At 69.5% G+C, this 21,448-nt stretch carries 25 protein-coding genes; 13 read left to right on the top strand and 12 right to left on the bottom strand.

What is annotated here, in order from left to right:
- Positions 1–96 precede the first annotated feature (96 nt).
- On the bottom strand, positions 97–960 hold the full coding sequence (locus tag FB453_RS07120) for an NmrA family NAD(P)-binding protein (protein ID WP_145788486.1): 864 nt from the start codon (positions 958–960) through the stop codon (positions 97–99).
- Positions 961–1,045: 85 nt separating this feature from the next.
- On the opposite strand from FB453_RS07120, the gene FB453_RS07115 reads away from it, so the two are divergent.
- Positions 1,046–1,750, top strand: a complete 705-nt coding sequence (locus tag FB453_RS07115; protein WP_145788484.1) for a TetR/AcrR family transcriptional regulator — start codon at positions 1,046–1,048, stop codon at positions 1,748–1,750.
- A 356-nt stretch (positions 1,751–2,106) separates the two neighbouring features.
- Complete coding sequence (locus FB453_RS07110) at positions 2,107–3,489, top strand: FAD-dependent monooxygenase (protein WP_486480212.1); 1,383 nt, start codon at positions 2,107–2,109, stop codon at positions 3,487–3,489.
- A gap of 135 nt (positions 3,490–3,624) precedes the next feature.
- Here FB453_RS07110 and FB453_RS07105 read toward each other — a convergent pair whose 3' ends face one another.
- Together FB453_RS07105 and FB453_RS07100 are read right to left on the bottom strand one after the other, a co-directional pair.
- Complete coding sequence (locus FB453_RS07105) at positions 3,625–4,152, bottom strand: pyridoxamine 5'-phosphate oxidase family protein (RefSeq protein ID WP_145788482.1); 528 nt, start codon at positions 4,150–4,152, stop codon at positions 3,625–3,627.
- On the bottom strand, positions 4,149–4,817 hold the full coding sequence (locus FB453_RS07100) for a DUF899 domain-containing protein (protein WP_091398194.1): 669 nt from the start codon (positions 4,815–4,817) through the stop codon (positions 4,149–4,151). Before FB453_RS07100 ends, FB453_RS07105 begins: the two co-directional genes overlap by 4 nt.
- Positions 4,818–4,946: 129 nt before the next feature.
- Between FB453_RS07100 and FB453_RS07095 the strand changes: the two genes are divergently transcribed.
- From FB453_RS07095 to FB453_RS07080, 4 genes are all read left to right on the top strand, one after another.
- Entirely contained in the window at positions 4,947–5,408 is a 462-nt protein-coding gene (locus tag FB453_RS07095) for a winged helix-turn-helix transcriptional regulator (protein WP_145788480.1), read from the top strand.
- 128 nt (positions 5,409–5,536) lie between these two features.
- Positions 5,537–7,438 carry a prolyl oligopeptidase family serine peptidase gene (locus tag FB453_RS07090; protein ID WP_145788478.1) on the top strand — a complete coding sequence of 634 codons (1,902 nt, stop codon included), beginning with the start codon at positions 5,537–5,539 and terminating at the stop codon, positions 7,436–7,438.
- 195 nt (positions 7,439–7,633) lie between these two features.
- Entirely contained in the window at positions 7,634–8,401 is a 768-nt protein-coding gene (locus FB453_RS07085) for an arsenate reductase/protein-tyrosine-phosphatase family protein (RefSeq protein ID WP_145788476.1), read from the top strand.
- Complete coding sequence (locus FB453_RS07080) at positions 8,398–8,799, top strand: VOC family protein (RefSeq protein ID WP_145788474.1); 402 nt, start codon at positions 8,398–8,400, stop codon at positions 8,797–8,799. The genes FB453_RS07085 and FB453_RS07080 overlap by 4 nt, the downstream gene beginning before the upstream one ends.
- Before the next feature lie 34 nt (positions 8,800–8,833).
- Here FB453_RS07080 and FB453_RS07075 read toward each other — a convergent pair whose 3' ends face one another.
- The gene (locus FB453_RS07075) at positions 8,834–9,619 is read right to left on the bottom strand and encodes an aminoglycoside phosphotransferase family protein (protein WP_145788472.1); all 786 of its coding nucleotides are present in this window, start codon (positions 9,617–9,619) and stop codon (positions 8,834–8,836) included.
- Between the two features lie 323 nt (positions 9,620–9,942).
- Here FB453_RS07075 and FB453_RS07070 point away from each other — a divergent pair, with 323 nt between their 5' ends.
- Complete coding sequence (locus FB453_RS07070; protein ID WP_222431323.1) at positions 9,943–10,539, top strand: nucleoside/nucleotide kinase family protein; 597 nt, start codon at positions 9,943–9,945, stop codon at positions 10,537–10,539.
- Between the two features lie 46 nt (positions 10,540–10,585).
- Here FB453_RS07070 and FB453_RS07065 read toward each other — a convergent pair whose 3' ends face one another.
- On the bottom strand, positions 10,586–11,110 hold the full coding sequence (locus FB453_RS07065) for a hypothetical protein (RefSeq protein WP_145788470.1): 525 nt from the start codon (positions 11,108–11,110) through the stop codon (positions 10,586–10,588).
- Positions 11,111–11,123: 13 nt separating this feature from the next.
- Positions 11,124–11,585, bottom strand: coding sequence for an HNH endonuclease (locus FB453_RS07060; RefSeq protein ID WP_145788468.1), 462 nt, complete (start codon positions 11,583–11,585; stop codon positions 11,124–11,126).
- Between the two features lie 135 nt (positions 11,586–11,720).
- On the opposite strand from FB453_RS07060, the gene FB453_RS07055 reads away from it, so the two are divergent.
- Positions 11,721–12,113 (top strand): hypothetical protein, encoded by a 393-nt coding sequence (locus tag FB453_RS07055; protein WP_145788466.1) that lies wholly within the window; start codon positions 11,721–11,723, stop codon positions 12,111–12,113.
- An 89-nt stretch (positions 12,114–12,202) separates the two neighbouring features.
- On the opposite strand, the gene FB453_RS07050 is transcribed toward FB453_RS07055, so the two are convergent.
- From FB453_RS07050 to FB453_RS07035, 4 genes are all read right to left on the bottom strand, one after another.
- Complete coding sequence (locus tag FB453_RS07050) at positions 12,203–12,763, bottom strand: dihydrofolate reductase family protein (RefSeq protein ID WP_145788464.1); 561 nt, start codon at positions 12,761–12,763, stop codon at positions 12,203–12,205.
- 4 nt (positions 12,764–12,767) lie between these two features.
- The gene (locus FB453_RS07045; protein WP_145788462.1) at positions 12,768–13,256 is read right to left on the bottom strand and encodes an SRPBCC domain-containing protein; all 489 of its coding nucleotides are present in this window, start codon (positions 13,254–13,256) and stop codon (positions 12,768–12,770) included.
- The gene (locus FB453_RS07040) at positions 13,256–13,666 is read right to left on the bottom strand and encodes a metalloregulator ArsR/SmtB family transcription factor (RefSeq protein WP_145788460.1); all 411 of its coding nucleotides are present in this window, start codon (positions 13,664–13,666) and stop codon (positions 13,256–13,258) included. Before FB453_RS07040 ends, FB453_RS07045 begins: the two co-directional genes overlap by 1 nt.
- Before the next feature lie 295 nt (positions 13,667–13,961).
- On the bottom strand, positions 13,962–14,900 hold the full coding sequence (locus tag FB453_RS07035) for a LysR family transcriptional regulator (protein WP_145788458.1): 939 nt from the start codon (positions 14,898–14,900) through the stop codon (positions 13,962–13,964).
- A 127-nt stretch (positions 14,901–15,027) separates the two neighbouring features.
- Between FB453_RS07035 and FB453_RS07030 the strand changes: the two genes are divergently transcribed.
- Both FB453_RS07030 and FB453_RS07025 read left to right on the top strand, forming a co-directional pair.
- Positions 15,028–16,281, top strand: coding sequence for an MFS transporter (locus FB453_RS07030; protein ID WP_145788456.1), 1,254 nt, complete (start codon positions 15,028–15,030; stop codon positions 16,279–16,281).
- Positions 16,281–16,865: a GNAT family N-acetyltransferase gene (locus FB453_RS07025; RefSeq protein WP_145788454.1), complete on the top strand. Its 585-nt coding sequence runs from the start codon at positions 16,281–16,283 to the stop codon at positions 16,863–16,865. The genes FB453_RS07030 and FB453_RS07025 overlap by 1 nt, the downstream gene beginning before the upstream one ends.
- A 135-nt stretch (positions 16,866–17,000) precedes the next feature.
- On the opposite strand, the gene FB453_RS07020 is transcribed toward FB453_RS07025, so the two are convergent.
- A complete protein-coding gene (locus FB453_RS07020; RefSeq protein ID WP_145788453.1) occupies positions 17,001–17,741 on the bottom strand; it encodes an NAD(P)H-binding protein in 741 nt (246 codons plus the stop codon).
- Positions 17,742–17,866: 125 nt separating this feature from the next.
- Between FB453_RS07020 and FB453_RS07015 the strand changes: the two genes are divergently transcribed.
- Complete coding sequence (locus tag FB453_RS07015; RefSeq protein WP_222431322.1) at positions 17,867–18,349, top strand: RrF2 family transcriptional regulator; 483 nt, start codon at positions 17,867–17,869, stop codon at positions 18,347–18,349.
- Between the two features lie 33 nt (positions 18,350–18,382).
- Here the strand turns inward: FB453_RS07015 and FB453_RS07010 are convergent, their stop codons facing one another.
- Positions 18,383–19,936, bottom strand: a complete 1,554-nt coding sequence (locus tag FB453_RS07010; RefSeq protein WP_145788451.1) for a glycosyltransferase family 39 protein — start codon at positions 19,934–19,936, stop codon at positions 18,383–18,385.
- Positions 19,937–20,094: 158 nt separating this feature from the next.
- Here FB453_RS07010 and FB453_RS07005 point away from each other — a divergent pair, with 158 nt between their 5' ends.
- Positions 20,095–20,607: a SigE family RNA polymerase sigma factor gene (locus FB453_RS07005; protein ID WP_112586924.1), complete on the top strand. Its 513-nt coding sequence runs from the start codon at positions 20,095–20,097 to the stop codon at positions 20,605–20,607.
- Positions 20,600–21,427 carry a DUF4232 domain-containing protein gene (locus tag FB453_RS07000; protein ID WP_145788449.1) on the top strand — a complete coding sequence of 276 codons (828 nt, stop codon included), beginning with the start codon at positions 20,600–20,602 and terminating at the stop codon, positions 21,425–21,427. The genes FB453_RS07005 and FB453_RS07000 overlap by 8 nt, the downstream gene beginning before the upstream one ends.
- Positions 21,428–21,448: the final 21 nt, after the last annotated feature.

Genomic DNA, 21,448 nt, shown 5'->3' with positions numbered 1-21,448 from the left:
CGCTCACCGCAACCCTCATGGCCGTCGGTGGGCTGGTCACGTCGGCCTGGGTGCTGCTGGCCCTGTTGCGCTGACGACCACCGCGTCATCGACCCCTCATCGCTGGGCGACGATGGCCTCGAGCACCGTGCGGACGGGTGTCGGGCGGTGGCCGATGACCGCCTCCAGCGTCGGATCGGTCACCGCGAACTCCTTTTCTCGCGCCGCGAGGTACAGGCCGAGAGTGAAGTCGGCCGCCGCGGCGGGCATGCCCCGCTCGATGGCGGACGCCCGCCACTGGTCGTCATCCGCGACGACACGTTCGACGGTGCGGCCCGTGATGTCGCTGAGGATGGCAGCCACCGCTTCGAGGTCGAGCATCTCCGAGGCGGTCAGCGGTGCCGTGACCCCGTCGAGTACGCCATCCTCGGTGAGAGCGACGGCTGCCGCCTCGGCCAGGTCGGCGTGCGCGGTCCAGGAGACCGGGCCGTCCGCCGGCGCCACGAGTCGCCCGGTCTCCAGCGCCGCGCCGATGGAGAAGCTGAGCGTGCTCGCGTAGAACCCGTTGCGCAGGGCGGTGAAGGAAACCCCCAGTCCGGCCAGATGTTCCTCGGTCGCGGCGTGCGTGGGCTGGGCGGCGAAGAGCGAGTCCCGGGAGGCGGCCTGGTGGCTGGTGTAGAGGATTCGACTCGCTCCCGCGGCGCGGGCGGCGTCGATGGCGGCGCGGTTCGCGACGAACGCGCCGGGGCCGCGGATGGCGGCGGAGACGATGAGGATCTTGTCGGCACCCTCGAAGGCGTGCCCCAGCGTGGCCGGGTCGGTGAAGTCCGCGGCGCGCACCCGCACCCCACGCTCGGCGAGGCCGGCGGCCCTGTCGACGTCGCGCACGCTCACGCCCACGGCGTCGGGCGACAGCCGGTCGAGCAGCCGGTCGACGATCTGGGACCCCAGTTGGCCAGTGGCACCGGTGACGACGATCATGATGAACACTCCTTGTTATCGGCGTTACGGCGCAAACGTTAGCACCGATAATTCATGGATAACAAGTCACTGTTAGCATCGGTTCATGGTGACAACGCAGGACACCCGCGACGACGTCCGTGCGGGCATCGTCTCGGCAGCGACCCAACTGCTGCGCGAGAAGGGCGCGAACGCGGTGACGACGCGCGCCGTCGCCCAGGCCGCGGGCGTGCAGGCGCCGACCATCTATCGCCTGTTCGGCGACAAGGACGGCCTCATCGACGCCGTCGCCGAGCACGTCATGGCGACCTACGTCAGCGGCAAATCGGTCGCGGCGGACGGCGACCCGGTCGCGGACCTGCGCGCCGGATGGCGCGCGCACGTGGAGTTCGGCCTGACAAACCCCGAGTTGTACGCGCTGATCGCCACCCGGGGGAGCGGTACACCCTCGCCGGCAACGATCGCCGGCCTAGACGTGCTACGCCGGCGCGTCCGACGACTCGCCGCAGCCGGCCTCCTTCGGGTCGACGAGGAGCGCGCGCTGATGATGATCCACTCTGCGGGCAACGGAACCATCCTCACGCTGCTCGGAATGCCCACCGGGCAGCGCGACCTCGGCCTGGGCGAGGCCATGCTCGATGCCGTGCTCACCAGCATCCTGGCGACAACTCCGGTAACACCCGACACCACCGCGAACGCGGTCGCGGTGACCTTCGCGACCGTGCTGCCCGACCTCCCGGGGCTCACCGACGCCGAACGCGCGCTGATGGCCGAGTGGCTCCACCGATCGCTGACCCACCAGACGCCGTGATCACGTGGCGAGGAAACAACTCGACGGGATCACCCTGGGGGATATAGCTTGCAGTTGACCGCGACACCGCCCGAGGAGGTGAGACCCATGAACGTTGTAGCGATGTGGGTGCTCCCCCTTGCCGTCACGGTCGGGCGATTGACGTAGGTGTCGCCGGGAGCGCCTTGCCAACACGGCACTCCCGAGAGGCAACACCTATGCGCCCTCCGCAATTCACCGCCGACGCGCCGTCGACCGATCAGGTCGAGCGCGACTCCACCGTGGGCGACATCCGCCCGGCATCGTCGGCCCCCAACACCGATCGTGTGCCCCGCACGTACGACGTGATCATTGCCGGATGCGGGCCGACCGGTGCGATGCTCGCCGCCGAACTGCGGCTGCACGACGTGCGGGTCCTCGTTCTGGAGAGGGAGACCGAGCCGGCGTCGGCCGTCCGCATCGTCGGCCTGCACATCCGCAGTCTGGAGCTGATGGCGATGCGCGGGCTGCTGGACCGCATCCTCCCGCACGGGCGGCAGCGTCCGGCCAGCGCCTTCTTCGCCGCCATCGCCAAGCCCGCGCCCAAGGGCCTGGATTCCCGGTACGCCTATCTGTTGGGCATCCCGCAGCCGGTCATCGAACGTCTGCTCGAAGAGCACGCCATCGAGCTGGGTGCGCAGGTCCGGCGCGGTCGGGCGGTCGCCGGTTTCGAGCAGGACGACGAGGGTGTGACAGTCGAGCTGGCCGACGGGGAGCAGTTGCGGTCGCGCTACCTCGTCGGCTGCGACGGCGGGCGCAGCACGGTGCGCAAACTGCTCGGCGTCGGCTTTCCCGGCGAGCCCGCCCGGACCGAGAGTCTGATGGGCGAGATGGAAGTGGGCGTCCCGCAGGAGGAGATCGCCGCCACGGTGGCCGAGATCCGCGAGACCCATCAGCGGTTCTGGCTCCGGCCCGCGGGTGTCGGGGTCTACAGCGTCCTGGTCCCCGCCGCCGGGGTCAGCGACCGCGCCGAACCGCCCACCCTCGACGACTTCAAACACCAGTTGCGCGCCATCGCCGGGACCGACTTCGGCGTGCACTCCCCGCGCTGGTTGTCGCGCTTCGGCGACGCCACCCGGTTGGCCGACAGCTATCGGGTCGGGCGGGTGCTGCTGGCCGGCGACGCGGCGCACATTCATCCGCCCATCGGCGGACAGGGCCTCAACCTGGGCGTCCAGGACGCGTTCAACCTCGGCTGGAAACTGGCCGCGCGGATCCGCGGCTGGGCGCCGGAGGCACTGCTGGACACCTACCAGGCCGAACGCCGTCCGGTCGCCGAGGCGGTGCTGGACAACACCCGAGCCCAGACGGAGCTGCTGTCCACCGAGCCGGGCGCACAGGCGGTGCGCAGGCTGCTCACCGAGTTGATGGACTTCGACGAGGTGAACCTCCATCTGCTGGAGAAGATCACCGCCATCGGTATCCGCTACGACTTCGGCGCCGGCCCCGACCTGCTCGGTCGCCGCCTGCCCGACATCGACGTCAAACAGGGCCACCTCTACGGTCTGCTGCACGGCGGCCGCGGTCTGCTGCTGGACCGCACCGAACGCCTCACGGTTGGCGGCTGGTCAGACCGGGTGGACCACCTTGCGGATTCGAGCGCGGCGCTGGACGTTCCGGGTGTCCTGCTGCGCCCCGACGGCCACGTCGCCTGGATCGGCGACGACCAGCAGGACCTGGACGACCACCTCTCCCGCTGGTTCGGCGAGCCCGCCCACTGATCTCAGGCCGGCGGCCTCGAGGTTGAGGAACTATCAGCGACCGGGCTCGGGGTGACGCTCTGAGTTGCCCCGAGCCCGGTCACTGATGATGTGAGGCTGGACGTGCCGGTGACGGTTCATGACACAGCCCGGCAGTCAGGTGCGATTGAACCGCCAACGGGTCGCGGTCAGTCCGTCCGTGCCATAGCCGAAAGCCCGGACGGGGGAGACCTTGTAGAAGGCATACCGGGGCGACCCCGGCAGACTCTCGTCATGGACTCGGCCGTCCCTGATGGCGAACGTCCAGCCGTACTTGGTTGCGAAGGCGGCGGCCACCCGGCGCAGCGCGGTCTCGCCCGACACCTGGTGAGCTTCACCGCTTACCACCAGGTCGAGGTTGTCGCTGCTCACGGTGATGACAGCGCGGGGGTTGCCGGCCAGGTTTCGGCTCTTGCGGGAGCTCGGGCGGCTCGCAATGCACGGCACCCCATCCACCAGCACCGGCATCACCGGCGCGGCATGTGGACGGCCATCCGGACCTACCGTGGACAGCCAACACTTGTGCGCCGAATCCAGACAGGCCAATGCCTGGCTCCAAGGCTTGAGTGTCGCCACGTCGGTGTTGAAGGGTGTGGCATCTTCCTGCCCGAAGAGGAGTTCAGCGACTGGCGTGTCGACCCTCATGACGGGTCCTTGGTCGTGTCGTACTCGTCGTGCAGCCGCCACCACTGGTAGGGCTGGGTCTGCGGCCAGCCTTGCGGCGAGTCCTCCCAGGTCTCCTGTCTGCCGTATGGCGTCAGGTCGAGGAAGGACCAGTTGCTGCCGAGCCGTTCCACGCCCCGGGCGGTGGTGGTGTAGGTGCGGAAGATCCGGTCGTCGGCGCGGAGGAAGACGTTCAGCGCGAATCCGTCGCCGGTTCCCATGTCGGCGTTGAAGCTGTTGTTCAGCGACGAGTACCAGGGCAGGGCCCAACCCATTCGCCGCCGCAGCGCCAGCAGGTCGTCGAGTGGGCCATGGGACGTCAACGCCAGGGTGACGTCGCGGGCGTTGAGGTGGGCCGGGTGTCCGACGTTGTCGGTGAACATTGAGCAGCCGGAGCAGACAGCGTCGACGCCGTGCCACATGAAGGTGTACACGATGAGCTGGCGGCGGCCCTGGAACAAGTCGGTCAGACTGGCAGGCCCGGACGGGCCCTCGAACACGTAGTCCTGCTCGACCGGCGTCATCGGTAGCCGGCGACGCGCCGCGGCCACTGCGTCGAGCTGGCGGGTGAGTGCCTTTTCGTGGACTCGCAAGGTGTTCACTGCCTCTTGCCAGTCCCCGGTCGGCACGATCGGCGGATGGTTCATACGGGCCTCTTTCGGCTTCCATACGCGTGTAGAGGGGGCTTGAACCAGTCCGTCTCCTTAAGGAACGGACTGGTTGTGACGCTAACAGAGTCAGTTCCTTGAAGGAACCACCTTGCGTATCGTGACGTCATGCAGCGAACGCAATTCGGCGCCATGGCATGCTCGATCGCCCGCACCCTCGACGTCATCGGTGAGCCGTGGTCTCCGCTGATCTTGCGGGACGTCTACGCCGGCACGCACCGCTTCGAGCAACTCCAGCGGGGCCTCGGCATGTCCCGCAAGGTGCTCGCCGAGCGGCTGAACTGGCTGGTCGAACAGGGCGTCCTGGCCCGGCGTGAGTATTCCGCCCGGCCGCTCCGGCACGAATACCTGCTCACCGACAAGGGCAGGGAGCTGTGCGATCTGCTGCTTGTCATGGTGAGGTGGGGTGACCGGTGGACGGCGGGCGAGGCCGGCCCGCCGGTGCTGTACCGCCACCACGCCTGCGGCAAGATCAGTCATGTGGAGCTGCGGTGCTCGGAGTGCGAACAGCCCATGCGGGCAACTGACATCGACCTGTTGCCCGGGCCCGGAGCCCACCCAGGATCTTGACCATCGGATCGGTTGGCTTACTGGTTGTGGCCGCCGATCGATCGCGGGCACACTCGGTGAGAATCGGATGCGTCGATCCAGTACCGGACCGACGCATGACGTTCTGTGGACGCTGGCAGACTCATCACATGACGGGTCTGACAGCCGAACTCGTGGCCGATGGTCGCGCCCCGCAGGCCGCGGCGCTCGCACCGAACGGGCGCTTGCTCTGCTACGTTCTCGCCCCCCTCAGCCGGACCGGTGACCACCTCGACACCGAACTCTGGCTCGTCGACACTGATGCCGCCGTCGCGTCACGCCGGGCGACCGCCGACACCGCAACCGAATCCCAGCCACGCTGGTCGGCCGACTCGGGAACGCTGTTCTTCCTGTCCGACCGCGCCGACCGCGGTACCCCGCAACTGCACGGGCTCACCCTCGCCGACCGCACGATGACCCCATTGACCAAGTGGCGCGCCGGCATCGTCGACCACCTGCCGCTCAGCGACCCCAACCTGGTCGCTCTGCTCGCCGAGGACGAACCCACCGAGCAGGACACCGACCGTGCCCGCGACCGCGACGACGCCATCGTCGTCGGCGAGCGCGAACCGCGTGCCCGACTGCGCCTGCTCGACCTGCGCACCGGCCGGGTCACCACCCCGAGTGTGTTCGGTGACCGGCACGTCGTGGAACTGCGCCAACGTCCCGACGGCGGCCCAATTGCCGTGCTGACCTGGGCCAGCGCTGACAACGACCACGGTCCACGCACCGGCCAACTGCACCTGTTCGACCCCACGACCGGGACCGAGGAGAACCTCGGACCGGTCGAGGTCGACGCACGATCTCTGGCCTGGTGGCCGGGCTCGGACGGTTGGCACCTCGGTTACATCGCGCTCACCCCACCGACTCTGCAGGCCGGCACCGCCGTGCTCGACCTGGCCTTGGACAGCCGCGTCCTGCGCAACCGCACCGCTGGTCTCTCGATGTGCCCCACCCAACTTCGCCAGACCGACGCCGTACCGCTGGTGGTGTTCGCCGACGGCCTGAACACGACCCTGGCCAGGCTCGACCCCACCAACCTCACGACCCTGTCGCATCACCCCGGACGCCTCGACAACCTCACCACCACCCCTACCGGCGACAAAGTCGCGGCACTGACCGGCACCCGCTACCAAACCCCGAACGTTCACATCGGAGCGCCAACCGGGCCGCTGCGAAGAATCACCAACACCCGGCCGGAACTCGACGGCATTCCGCTTGGCACGCAACAGCCGCTGGCCTACCGCGCCGCCGACGGCCTCGACCTGGACGGCTTGCTCGTGCTGCCGGTCGGACGAACCGCATCGGAAGGCCCGTTCCCGCTGGTCACGATCGTGCACGGAGGCCCGTACGATCGCTACGCCGATCGGTGCCAGCTGTTCTGGTTTCCCAGTGCGCAGTGGTTGGCCGCCGCCGGCTACGCGGTGTTGCTGCCCAACCCGCGCGGCGGTCAGGGCCATGGCCACCAGTTCGCCGCCAGCGTCGCCGGCCGGGTCGGGCAGCAGGAGTGGACCGACATCCTGACCGGCATCGACCTGCTAGTTGCCGAGGGCATCGCCGACCCCGACAGGCTGGGCATCGCCGGCTGGAGCCACGGCGGCTTCATGTCCGCCTGGGCCATCGGCCAGACCGACCGCTTCTGCGCCGCGCTGGTCGGCGCCGGCGTCATCGACTGGGGCATGCTCGCCGCGACCGGGGAGAACGGCCAGTTCGAAGCCGCACTCGGTGGCAGCACCGGCTGGTCGGGTATCGGCCCACACCCACACGACGCGGTCAGCCCAATCTCCTTCGCCGGCAACATCCGCACTCCGGTGCTCATCCTGCACGGCGCCGAGGACACCAACGTCCCCCTCGGACAGGCCGTGTACCTCCACCGGGCGCTACGCCACTTCGACGTCGAGCACGAGTTCGTGATCTACCCGAGAGAGGGCCACTCGATCCGGGAACGCAACCACCAACTCGACGTCCTGCGCCGGACCCGCGCCTGGTTCGATCGCTGGCTCCGGACCTGACCTGAGCTGACTGTGCGGCTGGACGGGCTGTACGCCGCCGGCGCCCGCAAGGTCCCGGCCGGCGCCCCGGCCGGTTCGTGCCGACGAAGTGGGTCGGCCACGTCAACGCGTACCGCCGGAACTGGGAGTTGGGCGTGAGGCCACATTTCCGCTCGCCCCAAACCGATCAAACCAGTTTGATGTATCTTTGTGGTCATGGTGCCGCCGAGTCACACTGCGCCGCCGTTCGTTCGGCTGGCCGCACACCCGCTGCGCTGGCAACTGCTGACCGCACTCGCCCGCAGTGACCTGCGGGTCCGCGAACTGGTCAGCCTCGTGGACCAGCCGCAGAACCTTGTCTCCTACCACCTGCGGCTGCTGCGCGACGGCGGCCTGGTCACCGCCACCCGCAGCAGCTTCGACGGTCGCGACAGCTACTACCACCTCGACCTCGACAACTGCGCTCACGCGCTGGCAGGCACCGGCGCCGCCCTGCACCCCGCCCTGCAGTTGGGCAGCACTCCACCGACCCCGCCGGTCCACCCGCCGCGAACCGTGCTGTTCGTGTGCACGGGCAACAGCGCACGTTCCCCCATCGCCGAAGCCCAGCTCCGACGCCACACCGCCGGGCACGTGCAGGTGACCAGCGCAGGAACCCGCCCCCGACCGCAACTACACCCCCATGCCGTGCGGGTGCTTCGCGACCACTTCGGCGTCGACGTCGCGAGCCGGCACCCGCGGCACCTGGACACGCTCACCGGCCGCCGCTTCAACTACGTGATCACCCTGTGCGACAAGGCCCGAGAAGTGTGCCCCGACTTCGGTAACCCGGCCGGTCAGCTGCACTGGAGCATCCCCGACCCCGCCGCAGCCGGCACCAGGGACGACTACCCCGCCTTCTTGCAGGTCGCTGCCGACATCGACACCCGCGTGCGGCATCTGCTGCCCGTCCTCGCCACCGATCCCCAGGAGACCAAACCGTGAGCACACCTGAGCAGTACGTCAACGTCCGCTACCTCGTCGACGATGTTGACGCCGCCGTCGACTTCTACACCGCCCACCTCGGTTTTCACCTCAAGACCAGCGCGGCCCCCGCCTTCGCCGACGTGGTCCGCGGCCGGCTACGACTGCTGCTGTCCGGACCCGCCAGCTCGGGCGCCCGCGCCACCCCGAACGACGCCACCAGCCCCGGCCGCAACCGTATCCACCTCATCGTCGACGACCTGGACGCCGAGATCGACCGGCTCCGCGACGCTGGCCTGGCGTTCCGCAGCGAACTGGTCTCCGGGCCCGGCGGCCGTCAGATCCTGCTCGCTGACCCCGCTGGCAACCTCATCGAACTTTTCCAACCCGTCCGCGAAGCCACCCGCGCCAACACCTAAAGCCAGTCGCACGTCGCCGCAGCGAACTGGTGGCCTAGGCGACATCTCGGCCCAACTGATCGGCGTGCGCGGTGATCCACCTCGCGTCGCGTCGGTAGAGCCCGACGTGACTGCGAATGCTCTCCTGTCCCTGATCAGCCCGCGCCTCGGTGAAGGCGGCGAGGTCGTGTAGTCGATGGACCGCGGCCTGGAGGACGTGAGCAGGGTCTTGCCCCGAGCCGTAGGCATCGCAGAGCATGCGCAGCCGACGTGCCCGCTCGCGTACGTCACTGCCGATTGCGTCGCCGTTGTCGGGATGGGCCAGCGGCACCAGCCGGTAGGCAAGGTAGGCCAGATCCCACGACCGGGGACCGGGCGAGGCCGTGTCCCAGTCGATGACTCCGGTGAGCCGCCGGTCGGTGAAGACCATGTTGTACGGCGCGAAGTCGTTGTGACAAATGACCTCAGCTGGCTGTCGCACCGGGAACTGCCAAACTCCGCCGACGGTGTCGAAGCTGGCGGTGGCTTGGTGAAGGTGTGCAAGGTGGACACCTGCATCGGTGAGGACGCCATCGCTCCAGACCCAGTTCGGCAACGGGTACTGCGGCACGATGCCCGGCAGGTACGAGACGCTGTCGCGTCCGTGCTCATCGGTCCCGAGCGGTTGCGGAGCCCAGGTGACCCCACGCTCACGTAGGTGTCGGAGCAGGCGTTGAATCGTCGGGCTCCAGGTCCCGGCACCGCGCCGAACAGTGGCACCGACACGAGTTGCACCCCCCATGTTGCCGCCCGGTAGCGCTTCCTCCTGCTCGTCGACCGCGTTCGCACTGTGGTCATTCATGCCGACATCCTCAGCGCGTGGGGGCCGCAAAGCCACAGCGTTCCCGAGGCGGCCGACGAGTGGGCCTGAGCTCCAGGGAGCCGAATACTGGATTGTTGTTAACGATAATCCGCTAATCACCCGGGACGAAAGGTGCGAAACGTGCAGGCACCATAATGACAGTTATGCTGTGTAACGAATGAGACTGGTGTAAGTGGTCGGACGAGCCGCCTGTCCTGTCCCGACGGGACTTGATGCGGGCCGCTGGTGGTGAGGCTTCTGCCAGAATGACTTCCTCGATCCGTGGGGGCGCGGCGCTTCCGGTCCATGGACGGAGGAACGGCGTGAGCGTCGCGCGGGAGCAGTTGCTTGACGATGTCGCTGACATGGTTCCGACGTTCCCCGCGCCGCAGTGCGTACGGGTGGCCGTTGACGGGGTCGGCGACTTTCATCACCGTCGGGCTGCGCGGCATCGCCGGGGCCGGGATTCGCCGGAAGGCTTCTGGCTCGATAGTTACGACTACGAAGCCCTCGTCCACAACGTGCTGGAGCCGTTCGGTCTCGGAGGCTCTCGCCGTTACCGTCCTGCTGTCCATGATCTTCGGACAGACGAGGTCCTGGATCTTGCGCGGCGGACCGCGGCGCCTGGCACGGTACTCATCGTCGACGGGCTGTTCCTGCACCGTGACGAGTTGGTGGAGTTCTGGGACTTCTCCGTCTTTCTTGACGCGCCGTTCGCGGTCACCGTGGCCCGGATGGCCCGACGCGACGGCTCGCATCCGGATCCCGAACATCCCAGCATCAGCCGCTACGTCGGCGGCCAGCGGCTGTACTTCGCCGCCTGCGCGCCTCACGAACGCGCTGACGTCGTCATCGACAACCAGGATGTGACCAGACCGGTCCTCGCCAAGGTGAGCATCGGCCGACGATCATCGAGGTGAGTTGCGGGGTGCCTGCTACCGCGGCACCTGCTCTGCTCCTGATGCTTCAGACCGGGTTGCCATACCCGCCGGGTAGGACGCCGCAGTTTCGGCAGGCCCTTCCCGGGCGGGGGTTCTCGTCGCCGCAGGCCAGGCAACGTCCAGCCGGGTCGACCCCTGCGGCGTACGTATCGAGCACCCGCTCCACCACGATGGAGAGCTCCTCGGTGGGATGCTTCTGCGGATCGGGGCAGTAGGCGATGTCATGGCAACCCCACGAGTCCCACGGATGCGGCGTCGTGGGGACTCGTCGGCCCTCCTGCTTCTGCAGTCGCCGCTGGGCCGCGAAAGCGACTGCCCTGGCCAGCACCAGAACGCGGGCTGTCTCGAGTTCGCCGAGGGCCCGGACCATCGACGGGGGATCGACCTCAATGTCGCCGGGGATGCGGTGCCGGGTCGCCAGGTGATGCCAGGTGGCGTGGAAGCCGTACGGCGCGAAGTGGTAGAGGCAGTCCCGTAGATGCGAACGGCGCCGTCGGGGGCTGAGGCTCTCGTCACGCACCCGGCGGGCGGTCGCGGGGAAACTGGTCATCTCAGGACGATCACTACGAGCGGCCGTACGCAGCGCGGGCTTGGGCTACCTCGGCGGCCTCGCGTTCACGCCAGCGGCGTTGGGCCTCCCGGTTGCAACTGCGACAGACCCGACGGTACCGGCCGGTGGCCGGGTCGAGCTCACGGTCGTGGCCGTTGCGGCACTGTGCCAACTGGTTGCGGCTGCGGCAGGCCTCGGCCCGGCTGAGCTGGCGCAGATGTGTCGGCTCGATACAGTCGGCGGCACCGCAGGTCTGATCGACGTCGAGGGCGGGGTCGTACCCGCCGACGAGGACGACGTACGCGGCGATGTGCGCCCACGCGCGACCGGCGACCTTCTGGTGCACCCCGCGTCGCCGCCCGTAACCTTCGATGACCAGGCAGCCGTTCTCGGTACGGTGCGAGCGTTCCAGCAGGTAGACGCGCAGCGACTCCTCGGTGTGGTACCGGGACAGACCCTTCACGGCCGAGAGCACAGTGTCACCGTACCCAGGTCGCACAGCCTCGTCGAACGACGGCGGACCCGCCGGCGCGCCCGCTCGGCGAGTGGTCGCGCTCCGGCCGGTAGCCGACCGTGCTGTCCACACCAGAGCTGCCGTACCCTCGCCGGGGTGGGTCTGCTGTTGGTGCTGCGCGCTCCGCTGCCGCGTCCGACGAGCCTGCGTCGGGCTACCCGCGCGCAGCGGCGGGAGCGCCATCGCGCCAACGCCGACGAGTGGACCGCGGCGCAGGAGCGCGGTTTGCTGCTCGACGTGCCGGTGGAGGAGTTGCTGCCGCTGCTGAACGCCGCCGGCGGTAACCGACTTCCAATCTTGGGTCAGCTCAGCCCGTGGTCAGATGGCGTACTCGTTCGTGAGGATCTGCCGCAGCTCGACGCTGACGTCGACCGTCTCGCGGCGGCGGCGGCTGACGAAGCGGAGCGTGAGCTGGTGGCGGCGCTGAAGGCGTTGTTGGCGCGCTGGCGTGACGAGCCTGGCCTGACACTGCACTGGTATGGAGACTGACGGGGATCCGAAAGATCGCACAGAACGAGCTGGGCGGCGCCCGTCGGCGTCACCGACACACGTCCAGGTCGGTGACGCCGACGACCGTCTCAGGTGCGGATGCCGTAGTGCAGGGACGCCACACCGTTGCTGAATCGGCGATTGCTCAGTAGCTCCAGGTCAAGGCGGGTGCCACTGGGCAGTCCGGGCTTGCCTCCGCCGGTGAGGATGGGATGGATCAGCAGGTGGCACTCGTCGATCAGCCCGGCCTGGAATGCCTGCGCCGCGAGGTGTGCACCTCCGATGGTGAGGTCACTGGTGGCCGAGGCTTTCATGGCGCGTACCGAGGCGGGGTCGAAGTTCCTTTCGAGCCGGGTTTTGGCGGTCGAGGTCGCGTCCAGCGTGGTGGAGTAGACGACCTTGTCCGCTGCCTGCCAGACGTCGGCGAAGTCGGCAGTGAGCTTCGAATGTGCAGCCAAGGCAGGTTCGGTCTCCCAGACGGACATCGACTCGTACAGACGCCGGCCGTAGAGGTAGGTGCCCATGGGCCGGACGAGATCAGTGATGAACGTGAGGTAGTCGTCGTCGGGTGGAGTCCAGTCGAATCTGCCGTGTTCGTCCTCGATGTAACCGTCGAGGGACACGTTGTTCACGTAGATCAGCTTGGCCATGGCGCTACACCTCGACGTCGACTGCGACGGCGTGGACATTCCGCAGTGTGGCGTCCAGTTTGGAGAAGGCCTCGTTCCAACCCTGTTCGGCGGGGCCAACCACCCTCCCCGGGAGCCACTGACGGATCTCGAGGCGCGTCCGTCCATCGGCCTCGTCGTGGAACTCGACCCGCATCCTTGTCTCGTGCGGCTCAATGCCCTCCGGCAGCTGCCCGGTGACGTGCGCGACGCCGTCGAGCAGTTCGCCGTCGACGACGTCGGTGAGGTCGATGTGGACGTCGACTCGAAGGTCGGGTTGGGTCGGGAAGACCTCGGTCCACCGCTGGTAGCCGCCAGGCCGAACGTCGAATTTCATGTCGCCGCGGGGCAATGAGTTGCCGATCGGTCCCCACCATGCGGCCAGGTGGTCCGGGTCGGTGAAAGCTCGGTAGACCAGCTCCCGTGGCGCGTCCACCACTCGTGAGATGACGATTGGCGGTTTGTCGCTGTCCATCAATTCTCCTTGTCGTGAGCCTTGCTCGGGGATTCCCTGTCGGGACACGCCGAGCCGTGGATCGTTCGGTCCGTTGGCCGGCCGGCGGCCTGCACGGCCGCGAGGTGGGCGTCGAGGCGGGTGAGGGACGTGTCCCAGAACCGCCGGTAGCGCTCGATCCACTCGGCGGCTTCGCGCAGCGGGGCGGCCTCGATGCGACTCATCCGCAACTTCCCCGACCGGGTGCGTGAGATGAGCCCAGCGCGCTCAAGCGCCTTCAGGTGCCGCGACACCGCCGGCATCGAGATCGGGAGCGGAGCGGTGAGCTCGGTGACCGTGGCGTCGCGGTCGGCCAGCTCGGCGAGGATCGCCCGTCGAGTCGGGTCGGCGAGCGCCGAGAACACCGCGCTGAGTTGATCGCTGCCAGACACCAGAGCCTCCAGTCACTTAACCAACACGTTAAATGTAGTGCCGGATGAACGCATGTCAACACGCCGAGACATCGCGGTGATCATCGCGGGTAGACGTGCAGCCTCGTCGAGGTGCCGGCGGGCGCCGACCCGGCGGTGTCCGCCGGCACTGGGCAACCCCGGGCTCGCGGCGTGGCTGCCGCCGCCCTCGCGCGGACGCCCCTCGGGCAGCGGTACGCGCCTTGGCCGAGCACCACATGGGCTGCCGTTGGTCGGGCCCGCCGCCGTCACGACGACCAGTTGTCTGCCGACCTGGCTAGCCGAGGTGCGCCCAAGCCGGTAGCCAGACCTCGGCGCCGGGTGCCTGCACCCGTCGGGAGCCGAGGTGGTCGCGAAGTGCGGCCAGCGCGGGGTGCGGGTTGTCGTCGCGCCAGATGAGTGACATCGGGTAGATGGGTGCCGGGTCGCGCACCGGTACGCGGCGCAGGTCGTAGCTGTCCGGCCACAGGTACCGGGTGCGTTCCCCCGCGAGGGTCGCCAGCTCCGCGGAGTCGGCGATCTCGGCCAGCAGCGCCTCGTTGCCGAAGACCGGCCCGACCAGGTCGATGGTGAGGCCGAACGCGGCGGCGAGTTCGTCGTAGTAGTCGGCCCATTCGGTGCCGGGAGCCATGCCGGGCATCCAGATGCGATGCTCAGCGAGTTGCGCGGGCGTGACGGTGGGGGCGTTGGCCAGGGCGTGGCGGGGGCCGACGAGCAGTTCGTGGTGTTCGTCGATCACGCGGGTGGTCCTGATCGCGGCGGGCAGGTGACGCGCGGCGACGGTTACGGCGTGGAAGGTGGCGTCGACAGTCCCCGCCTCGACGGCGGCCATCGCGGCGTGGACGTCGGCGTCGAGGGTGACGACGTCCAGCTCGATGCGGGGATGCGCGCGGTGGAAGTCCTGCAACAGCACCGCCGGTGCGATCCGTCGGCTGTGCACGTCGACGCGCAGCGCCCGTCGGCCGGGGCGTACGGAGGCATCGGCGCGCGCCTCGGCCCGGAGCAGTTCACGGGCGTGCGGCAGGAACGTCTGACCGTCGACGGTGAGGTGGGTGCCGCGCGCGGTGCGGGTGAACAGCCGTACCCCGAGGTCCTTCTCCAGTGCGGCGATTCGCTTGGAGACGGCCTGCTGGGTGATCGACAGCGCGGCGGCGGCGTCCTGGAACTGGCCGGCGTCGACGGCGGCGACGAACGTACGGACGGCGTCGAGGTTCACCCGACAAACCCTACCGACACAACCTTTGGTTGTGACTCGCCGCCCATGCGGTTGTTTGATCCATGGTCGCCCGCCTTGCTTTGATCGCGGCGGTCAACGATGAGTTGTCGGGAGCGGGGGTGTGGGCTTGTCCGCGAGGCGATCCCTGGGACGGCGGTTCGGCTGGTTGTGGGCGTCGTACGCGGTCAGCGCCTACGGCTCGGGGCTCGGCTTCGGGGCATTGCCGTTGATCGCCGTGCTGGTGTTGCAGGCCAGCCCCGCCCAGGTGTCCGTGTTGGCCGCGCTGGGGCCGGCCGTAGGCGCGCTGATCGCGTTGCCGCTCGGGCCGTGGGTGGAGTTCCACCGCAAGCGGCACGTGATGATTGCTATGGATCTGACCCGGTTCGCGGTCCTGCTGACCATCCCCGTCGCGTACGCCCTGGGCCGGCTCAGCTTCGAGCAGTTGCTGGTCATCTCGGCCGTGCTCGCCACCGCCAAGATCGCCTTCAACGCGGCCAGCGGCGCCTTCCTCAAGGCCCTCGTGCGGCCGGACGACCTGCTGGTGGCGAACGCGCGGTTCGAGTCGACGACCTGGAGCTCGATCGCGCTCGGGCCGCCGCTGGGCGGCGCCGCGGTAGGACTCTTCGGGCCGGTCGTCACCGTCGTGGCCGACGCGCTCAGCTACCTGCTCTCCGCACTGGGCCTCACCGCCATTCGCGGCCACGAAGACCACCCCCGGCGCACCGGCGCAGGCCGGGTCCGGGCCGGTGAGCTGCTCGACGGCTGGCGGCACCTGCTGACCCACCCCGGTCTGCGGGCGCTCTACCTCAACCAGTTGCTCGTCGCCGGGCTGATCATGGCCACCGAGCCGCTGTTGGCCGTGCTCCTGCTCGGCGAGCTGGGCTTCCCGCCGTGGCAGTACGGCCTCGCCTTCGCCGTGCCCTGCGTCGGCGGGCTCATCGGATCACGCCTGGCCCGTCGTGTGGTGGCACGCCATGGCCAACAACGGATCATCCGCACCGTGGGCACGCTGCGCGCGATCTGGCTGATCGGCCTCGCCTTCGTTCAGCCCGGCGTGGTGGGTCTCGCCACGGTGATCGCCGTCGAGTTCGCGATCATCATCAGCATGAGCCTGTACAACCCGGTGCTCGCCACCTACCGCCTTCAACAGACTCCGAAGGACCGCATCGTCCGCACCCTCTCTGCCTGGTCCATCGGCAGCAGCGCGGCCATCGCCATCCTCAGCGCGCTCGGTGGGCTGCTCGCGCAGGCCACCAGCCCGCGCACGGCCATCACTGTCGCCGGGTTGGTGATCCTCGCGAGCCCGCTGCTGCTGCCCCGGAGCATGGACGCCGAACGACCGGCACCGGAGCTCTCCGCACGGGTCTCTACGATCGCGTGATGTTCCAGCCGACCTATCCGATCCGCACCGCACGGCTCGTCCTGCGCCCGGTCACGATCGACGACCTCGACGATGTGTACGCGTTTCAGCGTCGGCCCGACGTCGTGCGCTGGATGCTCGGCGCGGAGCCGCGCACCCGGGAGCAGTCGCGGGTGTCGGTGCTCGCCATGGCGGGCGAGGACGCGTGGCGCGCGGAGGGTGACTGCCTCACGGTGGCCGTGGTGACCGACGCCGGGGTGATCGGGATCGTGGAGTTGGTGTGGCGCAGCCAGCTGGAGCGTACCGCCGAACTCGGGTTCGTCTTCCACCCCGACCACTGCGGTCGCGGATTGGCCACGGAGGCCGCCACCGCGGTGCTGGACTGGGGTTTCACCGAGTTCGGACTGCACCGGGTCTACGGCCGGTGCCACTGTCGCAACGCCGCATCGGCCCGGCTGATGACGCGACTCGGTATGCGCCAGGAGGCCCGCCATGTCGAGAGTTACCTGTTCAAGGGGGAGTGGGCCGACCAGCTCGTCTTCGCGATCCTGGCGCGCGAGTGGCGGGCCGGGACAAGCACGGCACGGGGTGGGATGCGCCAGTAACCGGCCTTGCGCCGGCTGAAGCCCTGGTCAGAGACGCAACTCGAGCACCAGTTCGTGCCGGATGGGGATCCCGCCGCCGTGCCCGCGCGTCGCGGCGGCGGTCGATCGCCGCCGCGAGACGCGGGGTGTGCCTGCTCAGGCCCGGCGCGCGAGCCACTCCCGGTAGGCGGTGGGCGCGATGACGGCGTCGTCGCCTGCGATGAGGACATCGCCGGACATGGCGGCGAACATCCCGGCGGTGTTGTCGGTGGTGACGGTGCGCTGGTCACCGCGGGCTTCGAGGGTGATCCGCCCCAGATCGTCGAGGGCGAAGACGTCGGGCCCGGCGACGTTGCGGATGCCCTGCAACGGCGCGCCCATGCTGACCTCGGCGACGGCCTGCGCCACGTCGGCGGCGGCCATCGGCTGCACCGGCGTGCTGGGCAGGCGGACGGTGGTGTCGTCAGCCGTCCAGGACAGGATCGCCTCGACGAACTCGAAGAACTGGGTGGCGCGGACGATCGAGTACGGAATCGGACCGGCCGTGAGGATCTCCTCCTGGAGGCTCTTGGCGCGGTAGTAGTCCAGGTCGGGCACCTGGTCGACGCCGACGATGGAGAGGATCACCGCGTGGCCGACGCCCGCGCGAGCGGCTGCGGCCAGCAGGTTGTCCATGGTCGTCTGGAAGAAGGCGGGCGAGGCCTCGTCGAAGGTCGGCGAGTTCGTCAGGTTGACGACGACCTCGGCGCCGGCGAGCCCGTCGGACAGGCCCTGCCCGGTGAGCAGGTCCACCCCGGTGGACGGCGAGAGCGGCACCGCCTCGTGCCCCGCGGCCTGCAGGATCTTGACGACCTGCGACCCGATGAGGCCGGTCCCGCCCAGTACGGCGATCTTCATCCCATGCACCTTCCCGTGACTGTGTGGTCCGACTGCTGAGGTTCAGCCGAAACTCGGACCATCCTTGTCCGAGAACTATACTCGGACACAACGAGTCCGAGTAACGGGGTGACTAGGGTGACGTCATGAAGATGTCCGGCGGGGTCGAGTGGGCGCTGCACTGCTGCGTGGTGCTCACCGTCAGCCACACGCCCGTTCCGGCGGCCAAGCTGGCGGAACTGCACGACGTCTCCAGCAGCTACCTCGCCAAGCAGCTCCAGGCGCTGGCCCGCGCCGGCCTGATCCACTCCGCTCAGGGCAAGTCCGGCGGCTATGTGCTGGCCCGCGCACCGGAGAGCATCACCCTTCTCGACGTGGTCCGGGCCGTCGACGGTCCCGGCAGGGCCTTCGTCTGCACCGAGATCCGCCAGCGCGGCCCGTTCGCGACCCCGACCGACGCCTGCACCACGCCGTGCCCGGTCTCCCGTGCGATGTGGGCGGCCGAGGACGCGTGGCACCAGGCGCTCGCTGCGGTCACGATCGCCGATCTCGCCCGCGACGTCGACGCCACCTCCGGCCCCGAGGCCCTGGTCGGCATCCAGGCCTGGCTGACCGGCGGAGCCAGCTGACCCCGGCTGACCGGCGAAGCCTGTCGTGCACGGTCAGCCGGTGTGGCGTACCTCGGTGTCCCAGATCTGCGCCCACGGACGCCGCAGCCCCCGACACACGTGGATCGGGCCGCCATTCTCGTCGTTCTCCACCTCGACCCGCTGGTCCACCACCCCGGAGAGGGTGCACCGCTCGAACCAGGTGTTGAGCTGGTCGGGGCGCTCCCAACCGACGGCGATGACCACGTCCGCGTCGGCGGGCGGGCGACCGAAGTCGACCATGCTGTTGTGCCCGGAGTACGCGCGGGGCAGACCACGGGCCGGACCGTAACGCGCCAGTGCGCCGGCCTCGCCGTAGTTGGCGGTCAGAACGACCGCCCGTGACCGCTCCTCGGGCGGCAGCCCACGATGGACTCTCGCGACCGAGTCGGCGAACTCCGGCCAGCCGATCGTCTCGCCGGCGTCGTAGTTGACGTCGACCACGAACCCGGGCAACCGGTCGGCCGGCAGCACCGGCAGCAGCAGCACGACGTTGGGCAGCAGGAACGGCACCACGCCCAGCGTGAGCAACCCACGACGCCACCAGAGCGACCCGCGCGAGGCCCACGCCACGGTGACCAGCGCTCCGGCGGCGGTGAGGACCAGCAACAGCGGCGCGTCGTAGTAACCCTTGCCGCCGGCGATCAGCACGATGCCGACGACGACCACCCAGGCCCAGCCCACCGCCCGGTAGGCCCGCCACTCCGGCCGACGCAGCAGCGCCACGAGGCTGGCGATCCAGATCGGTACGGCGTACGGGCTGATGATGACGAAGTGGAGGGTGAACGACTCCAGGCGGCCACTGTAGGAGCTGTCGCCGTCGGAGATGGACCCGGCAACGTCGAGCTGCGGAAAACCGTTGGTCGCCTGCCAGATCAGGTTCGGCGCGGCCAGCAGCACGGTGATCCCGGCGGCGGCGAGCACCCACCGGTCGCGCAGCAGCCGACGCGGCCCGGCGATGAGCACCCCGGCGACCAGGCCCACGGCCAGCAGCGCCGGCAGCAGCTTGCTGAGCATGCCCACACCGAGCGCCAGCCCGATGCCCAGCGCCCAGCGGCTGTCACCGGTACGCAGCAACCGCACCGCACACCACGCCGCGACCAGCCAGACCAGCAGGTCGACGGTGGTCGTGCTGAGCAGGTGGCCACTGGCGAGAACGATGCCGGAGAGCGCGGCGAGCACCGCCGCGAAGAGTTGGCCGCCCCGGCCGGCACCCAGCTCCCGGGCGATGGCGGCGACCAGCAGCACCGCGCCGCCGGCCAGCATCGCCGACGGGGTACGCAGCACCACCAGGTTGCCCGGGGCGATCGTGTCGAGCAGCCGGGCCAGCGCCGGGACCAGGGGCCCCTGATCGACGTAGCCCCAGTCGAGGTGCCGACCGGCGAGCAGGAAGTACAGCTCGTCGCGGTGATAGCCGTAACGGCCCGCGAGCAGCAGCAGCGTCACTGTGGTCGCCGCGGCCACCCACCACGGGCCGAGCGCCCGCGGACCGGGTACTTCCGGTTCGCCCGGTGGGCCGACCGTGGCAGGCCGACGGGGACTGTCGGTGTCGACTGCGTGTTCGCTCACCCGCTCATCATCGCCGGCCGCGTCGCCGCGTGGTGCCCGTGGTGCGCGCTGTCGCCGTCCGGACAGAACGAGAATCCTGCTCGGTGGAACCTCGGCGGCGGTCGAGGCGTGAGTGCGGTGGACGTCGATGGGACGCCGGAAGGGCGGGGGGCGAAGGGATGTTGCATGTCGACGAGTTCGACGACTTCTACACCAGCACGTATCGACGCGTGGTCGGGCAGCTGTACGCGATGCTGGGGGATCTCAACGAGGCGGAGGACGCGGTACAGGAGGCGTACTGCCGTGCGTGGCAGCGACGGACGAAGCTGAACGAGTACGACAGTCCCGAGGCGTGGGTCCGCACGGTCGCCTACCGCATCGCGGTGAGCAGTTGGCGTCGAGCGAGAAACCGGCTGGCCGCCCACCGGCGGCACGGTCCGCAGGATCCTGTCCAGTCGACCGGCTCCGGTCATCTGGAACTCATCGGAGCCCTGGCGGGACTGCCGTACGAGCAGCGGCGGGTGGTGGTGCTGCACCACCTCGTCGGCCTGCCACTGGCCGATATCTGCCGCGAGACGGGAACGCCACTGGGGACGGTGAAGTCCCGGCTCGCCCGGGGCAGGCAGGCGCTGGCCCAGCACTTCACGGAGTTGACGGACAGCGCTGACGGAAGGATCTCGGAAGATGTCTGACCTGCATCGGGCGGCCGGCGAGCCGGCCCCGTTCGAGGAGAGGCTGGCCGACCTGGCCGGGAGTGCGGCGGCCGTGGCGCGACCCGAGTCCCCGGCGGCCGTCCGACGCCGTGCTGGGCACCGGACGGCGCGCCGACGGCTTGGCACCGGGGCCCTGGCGGTGGCGGTACTGGGCGCCATTGCGGTCGGAGGCGCGTGGCGTTCGTCCTTCGACGACGCGGTACCGCCGGCGGTGACGCCCTCTCCGGTGACCCCGCCGAGCACCCCGGCGCCGACCACGCCGTCGCCCACCGTTCAGTCGCCGACGACCGGTTCTCCCGAGGTGCCCAGCTCGGCGGCCGGGACCGTCGGCGCCCGGCCGCCGGGCGCGCCCGACTCGACGCCGGGCCGGTGCACGACGGCGCAGCTGACGGTCACGCTCGCGTCCGAGGACGCCGCGAGCGGACACCGCAGCGTGGCCGTGGTGTTCCGCAACAGCGGAGGGGCCGCCTGCCGACTGACCGGCTACCCGGGGGTCGACGCGCTGGGTGGCGACGGCAGGACCCTGGCGCATGCCGAGCGCACGCGGCGCGGCTATATGGGTGGTCCGGCGGGGACCGGGCGGCCGCCGACGGTGACGTTGCATCCGGGCAGGTCCGCGTCGGCGTTGGTCGAGGCGTCGGGTTTCCGCGCCGACGGCGCCGCGTGCAAACCGTACGTGAGCCTGTTGATCACGCCGCCGGACGACGTCCGGTCGGTACGGCTGAGGTGGGAGACCGACAGTTGCAGCGATCTGGAGGTGCATCCGCTGGTCGCCGGAACCACAGGTCGCTCGGCCTGACCGTACGGAGCGCGACCGCCG

The organism is Micromonospora sp. CNZ322 (genome assembly GCF_007827755.1).
The sequence above is the reverse complement of the archived record's forward strand: the minus strand, read 5'-3'. Positions and strand labels throughout refer to the sequence as shown.